5 protein-coding genes and 1 pseudogene are annotated in these 13,626 nt (G+C 45.3%); all 6 read left to right on the top strand.

Annotation, left to right across the window (positions count from 1 at the left end; all coding sequences use genetic code 11):
* Entirely contained in the window at window positions 1-1,635 is a 1,635-nt protein-coding gene (locus AB4Z29_RS18050; protein ID WP_441944409.1) for a response regulator transcription factor, read from the top strand.
* Between the two features lie 388 nt (window positions 1,636-2,023).
* Entirely contained in the window at window positions 2,024-4,525 is a 2,502-nt protein-coding gene (locus AB4Z29_RS18055) for a glycoside hydrolase family 27 protein (RefSeq protein WP_441944410.1), read from the top strand.
* A gap of 207 nt (window positions 4,526-4,732) precedes the next feature.
* Window positions 4,733-4,918: a hypothetical protein gene (locus tag AB4Z29_RS18060; protein ID WP_441944411.1), complete on the top strand. Its 186-nt coding sequence runs from the start codon at window positions 4,733-4,735 to the stop codon at window positions 4,916-4,918.
* A 105-nt stretch (window positions 4,919-5,023) separates the two neighbouring features.
* A pseudogene (locus AB4Z29_RS18065) lies at window positions 5,024-5,951 on the top strand (IS30 family transposase).
* A gap of 1,042 nt (window positions 5,952-6,993) precedes the next feature.
* Window positions 6,994-11,046, top strand: coding sequence for a DUF5695 domain-containing protein (locus tag AB4Z29_RS18070; RefSeq protein ID WP_441944412.1), 4,053 nt, complete (start codon window positions 6,994-6,996; stop codon window positions 11,044-11,046).
* 727 nt (window positions 11,047-11,773) lie between these two features.
* Window positions 11,774-13,585, top strand: a complete 1,812-nt coding sequence (locus AB4Z29_RS18075; protein ID WP_441944413.1) for a sensor histidine kinase — start codon at window positions 11,774-11,776, stop codon at window positions 13,583-13,585.
* Window positions 13,586-13,626 lie beyond the last annotated feature (41 nt).

Below are 13,626 nucleotides of genomic sequence, written 5' to 3' on the forward strand. Positions count from 1 at the left end.
ATGATTAACGTGCTAATTGTCGACGATGAGCCGTACAACCTATATGGGCTGGCGCACAATATCGATTGGGAAGCCCTTGGCTATGGGGCCCCGTCACTTTTCGAGTCGGGGGAAGAGGCGTTGGAGGCATTAGGAAGTGCATCGTTCGATGTACTGATTTCCGACGTGGCGATGCCCGGTATGACCGGGATCGAACTCGTTGAACAAGCGAAGCTACTGCACCCGCAGCTGCAGGTTCTCATGATCAGCGGTTACAGCGAATTCGAGTTCGTACAGGACGCCATTCATGTCGGTGCACAGGCCTACGTACTGAAACCACTCAAGCCGGACGAGGTGAGCAGCCGATTGACGTCGTTCCGAACAACCATCGAGAAGACGCGCCAAGTCGTCGAGCAGACAAACGAACTAGAGAAAAAGTTAACTGGTAGCATGAAGCTCGTCAAGGAACGGTTCGTCAGTGATCTGATCGCAGACATGCCGCTGACAAACGAGTTGATCATGTCGTGGAAGGGGCTGTTAGAGCTCCCAGACATCTTAGAGGGGTATCAGGCTATAGTATTCGGCCTTGATTCGTTCGGCACGGCGGGACGCGAAGCGAAGGAGCGGATGCTTCTCGGCAACAGCTTTAGACAGACGGTCGAGGTCTCGCTGTCCGATATGGAGTCGGTTTACATCGCTCAGACGAGTCCAGAGGAACTGGTCGCAATACAGTTGAATTCGTCCTCGGAGGAGAAAGTCAGGTTGGAGAAACAGCTTGTCTTCGTTCAGAGTATGATGCGCGATCGCTTTGGTGCGCAGGTAACGATCGGTTGTAGCCGCCTGGCCGACCGATGGGAGGACTGCGTGCTCGTGTACAAGGAGATCAAGTTCGCGATGGCCAAGTCGCGCCTTGTTGAGGATGGGCAAATTGTCCGATACAACGGCAGCGACGCGAGCGAGTTTAAAGATTACCGGGTGCGCGAGGAACTGATTCCAAACATTGTCCGACTCATGGAAGAAGGAGACGCGGCGAAAGTAGGCGGATATATGAACCGAATACTGGATGTGGTTCTGTCCCAAGAGCCGGTTTCCTACTCGTATGTACAGGCGTTCGGCATGAGTTTTCTAAGTGAGTTGATCCGAACTTTAAAATGGAACAACGCGCCGGATGGTGACACGAACCTCCTCATGTGGCGTCGCATGCTCGATTGCGGGAGCTCGGGCCAGATCGTGGAGCTTCTCGTAGAATACGTGGACCGTTACATGCAGGTCGAGAGGAAGGACCGACTCCAACAGCAGCATCATCTAATTCGTATGGTAGCTGATTTTATCGAGGAGCGTTTGCAGGAGAATTGGACGGTAAAACAAATCGCCGAGCAGTTTGATCTGAACGCTAGCTATCTTAGCGTGCTATTCAAGCGTGAGATGGGCAAGACGATCTCGGAGTTCGTACAGGCGACTCGGATTCAGATGGCGATCAAGTTGCTGCAGGACCCGAACATCAAGATGTATGAGGTGGCAGACCGAGTTGGCATTCAGACGAAGGCCTACTTCACGTACTTGTTCAAGAAGATAGTAGGCTGCACGCCGCAAGATTATCGCAACTACGGGTACAAAACGGATGAAGAAACGAAGTTGCGAGTTTCGCGACAGTAATGCAAACGGGGGGGGAGTCGGTAGATTCAACGCTTTTAGACTACAATGGTTAACAACCACGTCGACTTCCGACTATTGCTTAGAAGAGCCTGTAATGGTCACGGTAACAATGCCGTCTAAAATACTTCGATAGTGTAATTACCTACACAGACGGCAATTTAACGTTTCCTTCGTATTGAGCCGGCAAGGTCGCGCTTCAGCCAAAACATTTCTTTTTAAACGATGTTAATAGGATATTCATATCTGAAAGCGCTTTATTGTACCTAATCTAATGGTCGTCTCAGCAACTATGAACTAAGCAAAGAAAATGCGGTCTAACCAGAATACACCTCCAATAATCTTCTAAGCGTTTTTGATGTTATTCTATCAAATTGAAGGAGTGGATTTTATGAAGAAGGCAATATGGGCAATAAGTAAAGCAATAAACGCTAAGATGTATGCAATGGTCAAACCGGCAGTCTCGATCGTTCTGGGACTCACCATGTTGCTGACCGCCATTTTAGGAGGGTACGGCTTCCCACCGCCTCAAGTCGCGAAGGCTGCAAACAACGGATTGGCACTGAAGCCGCTCATGGGATGGAGCAGCTACAGCATGCAGGTGTATTCTGGTAACGGCGCCTGGATTACGGCGGCGCAGCTCAAAGCGCAGTCGGACGCGATGCATCAGAATTTGCAATCTCACGGATACGAGTACATTAACGTGGATGCAGGCTGGAACGATGGCATAGACGGTTACGGTCGGCCTGTTCCGAGCACGACGCTTTATCCGAACGGATTGACCGAAGTCATTGATTATGTGCATGCCAACGGGCAAAAGTTCGGCCTTTATTTTATTCCGGGAATCTCGCCTCAAATCTATAACGCCGATCTGCCGATATACGATGCACCTGGTTGCTCGACGCAGGACATTGCCGTCCAACCGCTGGCTACCGCGGATTATTGGGGCTTGGGCTACAAAATTGATTTCGACAACCCATGTGCCCAAAAGTACATTGATTCAATTGTAGACCTAATCGATTCGTGGGGCGTCGACTTTGTAAAGTTCGACAGTGTTACCCCCGGCTCTGGACATAATAATACGTCGATTGATGCCCGCGATGACGTCATCGCTTGGTCGCAAGCGCTGAGCGCTCGCGGTATATGGTTCGAACTCTCGTGGGCACTCGATCACAGCTACGTCGATACCTGGAAGCAATATGCCAACGGATGGCGGGTCAATTGGGACGTCGAATGTTATTGTGTCAATACGGCTCTAACGAGCTGGCCAAACATAGCGCGGCTGTTTCCAGATGCGGCAGTCTGGTGGCGGGACGCTGGACCGGGCGGTTGGAACGATTTCGACTCGCTCAACGTCGGCAATGGCGCAATGGATGGCCTTACACAGGACGAGCGGCGGACAGCAATGTCACTGTGGGCGATGTCCTCAGCACAGCTATATATTGGCAACGATCTTACAAACCTAGACGCCTTCGGTCTGGCATTACTAACAAACGACGAAGTGATTGCCGTCAACCAAGCAGGTAGGCCTGCCCATCCCGTATCTACCTCTACCAACCAACAAGTCTGGTACGCTAACAACGGCGATGGCACATATACCGTCGGATTATTCAATCTCGGTTCCACTGCCGCGACGGTGACAGTCAATTGGAACGACATCGGCCTGAACGGTGCCGCGACGGTTCGCGATCTCTGGAGCCGCAGCGACCTCGGTTTGTTCAACACGGGTTACAGCTCCATCAATTTGCCGCCACACGCATCGCGATTGCTCAAGGTAAGGGTAGCCGGCGGCTCCGTGACAGCCAATAACGACGATACTGGCGTCAAGTATACGGGGGCCTGGCAGCGCAGCTATAACCGTGGAATCGGTGATTATCAAGATGATGTACATTTTACCCAGACAAATAACGATGCCTTTGAGTATACTTTCCAGGGCACTGGGATTGATCTGATTACGGAAAAAGCTCCCGACCAAGGTAATATTGATATTTATATCGACAACGTCTTTAAAGGAACGGTCAATACGTATAACGCCACTCGGCAGACGCAGCAGACCGTTTACAGCATAAGTGGACTTGCGAACGGCTCACATACGTTGAAAGCCGTCAAGAAATCCGGTACTTATATGCTTTTCGATAAGTTGCGCTTTTTCGTGGCGTCGCCGCTCCTTGTGAACGATACGGATCCGGGCTTCACGTATACGGGTGTCTGGTCGCTAAACAGCGCCAGAGGTTTCGGAGATTATCAAGACGATGTTCACTTCACACAGACTAACAATGATTTCGTGCAATACACATTCAATGGAACCGGGGTCGACCTCGTTACTGAGAAGGAAGCAGCGCAAGGCGAAATCGATATTTACATCGACAATGTCTTTAAGCAAACTGTTAACACCTACAATCCTTCGCGCCTCGTCCAGCAAACGGTGTATAGCATAGGCGGTCTCCAAAGCGGTACGCATACGATCAAAGCTGTGAAAAAAAACGGTGCTTTCATGCTAGTCGATCAGTTGAAAATAAAAAGCCAGCGCATTCAGTATAACGACACCGACCCCAGCATCGTCTATACAGGTTCTTGGTCACTGAACAACAATCGCGGTTTTGGCGATTACAACAATGACGTGCATTTCACCCAAACAAACAACGATTCATTCCAGTTCGCTTTCACGGGCACTGGCGTCGAGCTCATTACGGAGAAAGACGCGTCACAGGGCAATATCGACATCTACATCGACAATGTGTTCCAGACGACGGTCAACACGTCGAGCACAGCTCGTCAGGTCAATCAAGTCGTCTACCAGGTGTCGGGATTGACAAGCGGAAGCCATACAATTAAAGCTGTTAAGAAATCCGGCACCTACATGCTGCTCGATTCCATTCGGGTTTTGCCATAAAAGATCATAGTTGATAACAATGGAATCGTCAAAACCGGATAGAGATTTCCCAAAAATGGGTTTATTTACTTGACAAGACAGTGCACTTGTCGGAAAAGTCAGTGAAAATAAAGAAATGGCGGTGCTAGGGAGGAAATCCTGATATGCTCCTCATACGGTAGGCAGGTGAAATACTCAAAGCCTGTTTACTGCAGGGGAGCATTTATTATGCCTAGAAATAAACGGAATGCTTTGGAAAAATTGAATATCCTTCAAGAGATCGAAGCTGGTCACATTGAAGTGAGGGTAGCTGTTAAAAAGTATGGCTGTGCCATGTCTACGCTTGCAAATTGGCAACTCATTAACTTTATTGCATCTACAGCCACCGCCGCTGTAGATGCTTTTTTCATATGACGGATTGTAATATGAAGTGCGACAGCTAAAAACAAAGATGCCCATGAAAGGATTCGTGTAAAATGGAAGTCACCACAACATACCATTTTTACGGGAGAACCCAACATAAGCTACTCCCATCTTAGCATAATTGAACGAGGACAACTAGAAGCGCTACATCGATTGGGCTGGTCATGCCGCAAAATAGGGCATGAGCTAGGCCGACATTCTTCTACTATCGCACGAGAAATAGCACGTAGCGGAAGTAAGAAGAACGGAAATTATACGGCTAGCTCTGCCCAAGAAGCGTCCTATGAGCGAAGATCTTCTATCGTGCCTGTCGGCAAATTTACGAAGGTACTCGGCGAAGAACTCCAGTTGAAGCTGCAGGAGACCTGGTCCCCTGAGCAGATCTCCGAGAAGCGTCGTAGCGAGGGGAAGCCTTTGGTTTGTTTCAAGACAATCTACAGATGGCTGTACAAGGGGCGCCTCACAGCGGGAATCAACGTACTGCGACATAAGGGCAAGAGCCAAAAGCCAATGGAAACACGTGGTCGTTTCCTCGTTGGTACGCCAATCAGCAAGCGCGACCGAAAGAAGTCCATAAGCGTACGGCGTTCGGTCATTGGGAGCTAGATACCGTCGTTTCCAGCCGAGGCAAAAGCAAAGCTTGCGCGGCTACCTTCATCGAACGAAAAACGCGACTCTACGTTGCACTGAAGATGCCTGACCGTACGGCACACTCGATGGAGGTTGCCTTTGTGTTGTGCTCAGCCAATACCCATGTGGCACCTGCCAAACCGCCACAACGGATCGTGGCAAAGAGTTTGCCTGCTATACGAGCCTTGAAGCTGTTCACAACGTGAAGGTTTACTTTGCTGATCCCTATTCCTCTTGGCAAAGAGGTTCTAACGAGAACGCCAATGGGCTCCTTCGGGAGTTCTTCCCCAAAGGGCATGACTTCGCTTCCGTTACCGATAGCCAACTCGCGGATGCCATTCGTTTGATTAACAATCGCCCCCGTAAATGTCTCAGATGGAAATCGGCTAGCTAGTATATACGAGTGATTTCATTACAAGAGCAGACAGTAAGAGTCTGTCTAAAAAGCGTAGCATATTGAGGTTTTATAAAATATATGGTTTTATAGTTAGTTCAAGGCAACGTGGAAATGGCGAGCTCTATAACATGGTATTAAAACTTGGTGAACTAGATGCGTGATGATAAGCTCCTTTTGGAGCTTTTTTTATTTGGTTCTGTCCAAGTCCAGTCCAATATGAATTCCTATAAAATGATATGCCCAGACTTACTAGCCTTTAAAGTTTTTGAATCGAAAGAAAGTCTAACAGGCGTTTCTGCTAAACTTACGGTTTAGCTACAGTATGATGCACAAATCGTAGCTGAAGCAGTGGCTACTAAAGGAACAGGGAAAGGTGCTAAACAAAATAATATTGTTCCTTGCCGCCCGAGTATCTCTCCACTTGACATACACCGCACTCATGGATGTATATGGATTAATCATTTAAATTCTGAGGTTATTTATAAAAGTTGTAAATTCAAAAAAACAGGGTGAAAATTTGAATTCCTTTCTCATGTGAATCTAGTACACTTGTATAAAGTTCTTTCTGTTGTAGTGTCATGGTGAAGAATGGAAGATATGCAGCAGCTCAAAAAGCAGCTGTTATTGGGCAAATTCACAAAGTTGATGCTGAATTTTTCTGGAGAGCTTAAAGGTTTTGAGTGATTTAATTAAATGGCTAGATGTATCAACTATCAACTATAGCTATTTTGAAGGGAGGGGGCAGCTACCTGTACGGTGTCCAGCCAGTATATTGCTGCGGAATGTAGAATGGAAGAAAAGTTTCTAGCGATTAATTGAAAGGATTACTCGGTGCATATTTGAAAGCGCTTTCCAAAAAAAGGCCAATGACTAGGTATAGGAACGTTGCAGAGGGTCAATATCATCTTCTATTAAATTGAAAAAAAAGTATTTCGCAAGGGATTTACGATTACGGGAGTAATAAGTTAGTTCAGTAAGCGGACAAGCAATGGATTGAATCTTTAAAAATCTAATTTTGAAATGTGAACAGGAGGATATTATGAGAGCGGTTAACAAAAAAATGACATCATTGATTACTGGATTTGCACTGTTTTTCGGATTACTGCCGGTTGGGATTAACGAGGCGCCTTCGGTATCCGCTGCAGCGAATGCTATCGCCAATGATAGCCTTTCTGCTACAATCGGGGATTTAGGGCAGATTGAAGTACTAAATATCAAGAATAACCCATTAAACAAAAAAAATGCTGTTGTCAATTTTGTTTTGCCAAACTCTACATCACCACAGAACGACGTCCAGCACCAATGGATGGGCGAAATGCTTTTTTCATACCGTACCGGTGACACGGCAGTATTCCCTAACGACAGAGTTGGTTTTGTAGAAGTTGATACAAATAAAACACTGGCGGCGGGCGGATCGACTAAATATACAACCATCAATGCTAGTAACCAATATTTTACGAAGGTGGCTGCGTCAGACGGCAAGAAAGTTGAAGTCAATTTTATCGGACAGGCGCTTACTTCTACAGCGGCTCGCGTGATGAAAGGTTTTGACGTGAAGTCTGTATTTAATATGGATACCACTGACGGTTCATTGCAGTGGGAAATCACCTTGAAAAACAAAAGCACCAAATATATTGAATTCGGTGATATCGGTTTGCCGATGCCATGGAATAACAAGTATTTAAGTACATCAGATACCTATGACAACCGAGTTACTGTACATAATTTTGCCGGTGCTGATAGTGGGTATTCCTATGCCATCCGCACGAGCGGCGAAGGGAATTTCATGATGTTCTCCCCCGTGCCAGAAAGCGGCGCACGCATCGAATATGTTGATTATTGGTTGGGTGACGCGGGTGAAGTTCGTGCTGGATCTACGTACTCCAACTGGGTCGGTGACAGTGGCGGCTGGTTCCCGGGACTGAGTGTTCTATATATTCATTCCAAGGATATATCGAAAACAGGTCGTGGATATTTTACTGATGCCACTAGCTTGGTTTTGGCGCCTCAAGCGGAAAAAACATATAAGTTTAAGTTTTCAGCGGTACGCGCAGGCGACAACACACCTCAAGTAAATGCCGCAAGTTCAAATAATGCTTCTACTTCTATGGAAGACCGTGAGAAAAACCTTCGTTCCATTCTATACAAATCAGGAATGATTGACGCAGTGGCGCTGCCTGGCTTCCAGGCTGCAATCAATATGCCTGTCAAGCTGGATCTGCATTTCGACAATACTAAAATAGATTTTCAGTCGATAGAGATTCAGAACATCCTCCAGAATGATTCCTATGATGCAGCACATATCCCGGTTATTAAAGGTACGAACAGAGCCGCTATGGTCAACAATACTCGTACCGGACGTGGTTTACCTTCCGGGAACCCGGGATATACAAAATCCGCAACGTTTGTGGAAACCAAGATAATAAACGGTGAACAGCATCATATCTATGCGCTCACTTTTGACAACATCGGCAATAACAGCGTTCGTGTGAATTATAAGCTAAAATCTGATCCTGTAGGGGTGAATAAATTTACCCAACTTGAATTCAATATTCTAGCTGAGCTTGACCAAACATCGCAAGCCCACAGCCAATTTATGGTGAATAGTACTCAGGATAAGGTCACGACTAGCCCTACCTTCGGCATCTACCGTGACTGGTACCTTACAACCGGTCTTGATACGGCGAACAGCCATTGGGGAGATGACTGGAGCCACGATAACATCAACTTCATGGCTATGAAGAATTATCTCGATCCAAATGCTAATGAAATCCAATCCATTGAAAACTACCTGATCGACTTTATGTGGAAGAATTATATGAAATATACGCAATCAACTTTTACGGTTGCGAACTATCTCAATGCTTCAGGTATTTACTCAACTTCAAGTGCACCTTATGTACGGACATTTTCTGAAGCGATGGAAGCGACTGGATTCTTCAATATGTATCGAATCCAAAAGGCTTATCCCAATATGATACAGTATCGCGAATCTCCGCAATTCTATCTGGAAAAGGCCTATGGCATTTACTATAACCGTGTCGGCACCGGAGCAACCGGATTCTACGGTGAACAACAAATTCCAGATTTAATTGAGGCACTTAAAGAAGAAGGAATGCTAACTCAGTATAATAATCTAAAAACGAAGTTTGCTCAAAATAAAGCAACAAACATCTTAAACGCTCCTTATCCTTACGGGTCGGAATTCGAATATGACAATACTGGTGAAGAAGGTGCCTATGCAGCAGCAAAGGCATTGCGCACTTACTACCCACAAGACTCGAAGGTAGCCAAAGCCTTGGAAAGCATGAAAGCAGATGACTTGAAAACTCGTGCAATGCGTGGTATTCAGCCTACTTGGTACTTCTATTCCGTACCGGCATTCCGCGCCGGCGAAAGCTGGTGGAATTTCCAATATACCGCGTCTTTGGCAGGATCCATTATGGATGATATGCTTCGCTATCAGGCTGATGGCAGAACTGCAGATCAAACGGCTGTCGCACAGCAGCGCAACTATGCTGCGAAGATTTCAAACTTCAACTCCGTTAATATGGGGCAGATATCAGCTCAGTCTGTAGGAAGTATCGCTTGGAGATTTAATGCTCATAAGGGCGGAACAGGTACCAAAGACGTATACGATGGTGGTACACGCGTTATGAACAACGGTTGGCAGGACTTTTCTGGAGAATCAGAGGAAGGACTCTATGGCTCGCTATTACGTATCAGTTCTGATATTGTCACCGATCCGGTATTTGGGCTTTTCGGCTATGGGGCTACGGTCACTGACGTAAGCAACAAATACAATATCACACCAAAAGACGGTTTTGGAAAGCGTATCAACCTAATCAAAGAGAAAATTTACCTAGTTTCGGAAAGCGATAAAATACAAAATGCGTTGATTCAAAAAGACGGTAAGGCAATTACCCTTCAAATCTCGAATCTTTCTCAAAAAACGCACGCATCAAGGATTACTCTCGATGGGCCAGGAGTAGAGAATGGCTATTATACAATCAAGCTGAATGGTGCAAATGCCGGACAGTTCTATGTGCAGAACAATAAAGGTGTTGCTATGTTCCAAATGAGCAGTGCGCTAACTACTGCTGAAGTGATCATTGAAAAGTCACTTACTGGAGCAAATCAAGCTCCACAGGTTACTACAGAGCTGGTGACACTAAGCCCTTCGGTAAATCTTCCGATTTTGTTGAACGGAATTGTGACCGACGACGGCGCACCGAATGGCGCTACGACTTACCTATGGGAAGTTGTCAGCACTCCGTCAGGTGGCCAACTAAGCTTTACCAATAATAAAGCAGCAGTCACAAAAGCTGTAGGTACAATAGCAGGCTCCTATACGGCTAGGCTTACCGCTAATGATGGTGCATTGAGCACCTCTAGCTTACTGACCTTTGTGTTGGGTGGTAGTGGTAGCGGTAACGTAGACAAGTCGGAGCTGACAAACAACTATAACTTTGCAAATTCATTATTAGCTGCGAACTTTACCGGTCAAGGACTTACACCGATTGCTGATGCGAAAACGGGCGCTTCCGCTGTGTTAGCAAACGCAGCTGCCACACAAGCTGAAGTTACTCTAGCAAATGATAAGCTGCTGACAGATTTGCGATTGCTCACTCCGCTCAATAATAATATGGCGTTTGCAGCGAGTGTATCAGCCAGCCACACTTCAACGTGGGAGAGTCTACCAGCGGTTAAAGACGGGTTGAAAACTGCTACAACGAGCCCGCATTGGGGTAGCTGGGGCAATGCAAGCGCTTCGGAATACGTGCAATATAATTGGCCGCAGGGAGCAACAATCGGAAGTTCAGATCTGATGGTGTGGAATGATGGACAAGGTATAAAAACGCCTGTAAAGTTAGAATATTCGTACATTCCGAAGAATAGCAGTACGAATGCATGGGTAACTGCAGGGACCATTACGACAGGCATCGTAGCTTTAAATACGCCAGTGGGTTCCTCAAATATATTTAATTTTAACCCGGCTTTAGAAGTTAAAACGCTGCGTGTTACAATTACAAAACCAGCAAATGATAGTAATGGTGTTGGCTTATGGGAATGGGAAGTTATTAAGGGGTAGGTGCAGTTCTTCATCAAACACTATACAATGTTTTTCCACGCCACTTGCATCATCTGTTGCAGTGAGATGCATAATTACTGGATGGGCGTACCAACCGCCTCGTCAAGTAGACAATAGAAATAGTAAAGTTAGTTAAGCGGCCTTTGTCCTGAATTCCATAGGACTGAGGCCGTTTAGTTTGATTGTAGTCGCTCATTTTACTGACCCCCAAAAGGATTCCATAGAGCCGTTGTCCATACAGCGGCCTACTCGAGACATGCTCTGCCAGCAACTGATATAAAGAAATCACGTTTAAAACCGTTCATCTCGAAATGTCGGTGGTGCAGCTTTGAAGCTATGCATCTTCGAAGTTTTTACTTCACAGAATACAGGTTCAGTGAAGTGAAAATTTTTTACCCGTGTATATGTAAGAAGCCCTCCTGCCTTCGTTCAGTAGACTTAGAAAAAAGTTTGATAATTTAGAATAAAGATTGATGAAATATAGCATCCATCAAGAGGACGCACCATCGTTAATTGTGTTGGTCTATTTTAATTCGTATTGGCTGGAATACTTAGGCTAGCGGTTGGCCACCGATTCACAATGGTGATCTGTCGCTCAGCCTGTGGGGTAGCGCCATTGATCGTCTTTCCTGTTAGGTGCTAAAGTGGAGTGCTTTAGATAAAAATAATGGACAGACCCCGCATACAGTGGAATAATAATAGTCACTTTAATGCAGGGGTGAAACTTGTGAAGCGTTTCAAAATGCGGTTAAACAATATTAGCTTGCGTGCCAAGCTTACAATCTCATTTATTGCCATGATCGTTTTATCTCTTGCGATCATGGCTTTTGGTTATTTCATTAAAAGCTCCGACGTGATTTTGAGCAATGCAAGCCAAACATCGTTAGGTCTCGTCAGAATGAGCAATCAATCCATAGAAGCAGAGCTGGATCGCGTCGAACAAAGCGCAATCAACATGCATCTGGATGCTGATTTTTTTCAATTTTTTAATACGGGGGATTTTGAACAAAAAAGTTTTGATTACGAATCGGATCGTAAGATAACAAGAACGCTTCAGAAGTATTTTCCTACTTCCGCTAATTTGTTTTCCGTCAATCTAGTAACGAAAGACTTTACATTCGGGGAGTCGCCTAGTTTCTGGATTCCACGAAAGGAATATTCGCAGTTCAATATTTATAAAATCGGCCAACAATCCATTCGCAACACGAGCTGGATTCCTACGTACAATCTGCTTGAGCAATTTTATTCCACAGCTCCTACTGACAGAGAGCAATATGTGTTTACCGCAGCCAGATTAATGAATTTCGCCATGGTACGCAATAATATTCTTATTCAGATGGATGATCATATTGAGCGTCCTGTTCTCATCGTGAATTTTAGTGAATCGATGTTAGAGAACGCCCTGAAGGGAAGTCTGACTGTCGATGACTCCTATTATACTATTTTTACGAGTGGTGGCTCCTATGTGTCTAGTTCTGCTCAAATCAGAAATCAGGCATCCGTCAGCCAGGAATGGATACGCCACGCCGTTGCCCAAAAAAGCGGTACAGAGTACATAACGATTGACGGCAGGAAGATGGTCGTTTGCTTTGATACGATGAAAGTAACCGGGTGGTTATCGGCTGTGTTTATTCCTTATGACAATCTGAAAAAAACCGTTCCTAATATGAATGATTACACGATTTACTCCATGGTGCTCATTGCTTTATTGTCTATTCTTTTGGCCTCTTTTCTATCCGGGAGGATTGTCCTGCCTTTAACGAAATTGATGTACGGTATCAACCGAATGGGAGACGGCAATTTCAATAACAAAATAGAGCTTTCCGACACCAAAGAAGTTAATGTCATCATTCGCAAATTTAATCAAATGAATGATAATATACACAATCTGATCATAGAAAATTATGAAACTCACTTAAAAGAGATGGAGGCTGAGCTGAAAGCTCTCAATTTTCAATTTAATCCCCATTTTTTGTATAACACTTTGAACATTATTAATTATTTAGCGATTGAAAATAAACAAGCATTGATCAGCAGGATGCTGGTCGAGCTTTCTGAAATGCTGGAGTATACGGCTAAGAACACGGGCAAAGTGATTTTCTCGAAGGATGTTCAATACCTTAAAAACTACGTTTTTATTATGAGCAGCAGATTCGAAGATAAATTTTCCGTAACCTATGACATTGATCCGGCATTATACCATTATTCGGTGCCGAAGTTTTTCTTGCAGCCCTTTATCGAGAATGCGTTAATTCATGGTCTAGAGGACATGGTAGAGGGTGGAACGATTCACGTTCTGGGGAAAATGGAGGAGAATTCACGGATCTTTGCGATTCAGGATAATGGTAAAGGCATGAGCCGGGAAACCATCCGACGCGTACTTCGGACAGATGATGATCCAACACAGGTTAACAGCTCCATTGGCATTAAAAATGTTAATCAGCGCATCAAATTGTTATACGGTTCTGACTATGGTGTGCAAATTATATCAGAAATCGGTCATGGGACAACGGTTTCGATGGTACTCCCTCTAGAGTGAAAGCCCTTCCATTGAAAAATCCACTATTCAGCGATTTTTAG

It is taken from the genome of Paenibacillus sp. 2TAB23 (assembly GCF_052115165.1).
GTDB lineage: Bacteria > Bacillota > Bacilli > Paenibacillales > Paenibacillaceae > Pristimantibacillus.

What these genes read in the sequence shown, in the direction of transcription:
- AB4Z29_RS18055 (WP_441944410.1), top strand. Translation starts at nt 2,024, where the DNA reads ATGAAGAAGGCAATATGGGCAATAAGTAAAGCAATAAACGCTAAGATG.
- AB4Z29_RS18060 (WP_441944411.1), top strand. Translation starts at nt 4,733, where the DNA reads ATGCCTAGAAATAAACGGAATGCTTTGGAAAAATTGAATATCCTTCAA.
- AB4Z29_RS18070 (WP_441944412.1), top strand. Translation starts at nt 6,994, where the DNA reads ATGAGAGCGGTTAACAAAAAAATGACATCATTGATTACTGGATTTGCA.
- AB4Z29_RS18050 (WP_441944409.1), top strand. Translation starts at nt 1, where the DNA reads ATGATTAACGTGCTAATTGTCGACGATGAGCCGTACAACCTATATGGG.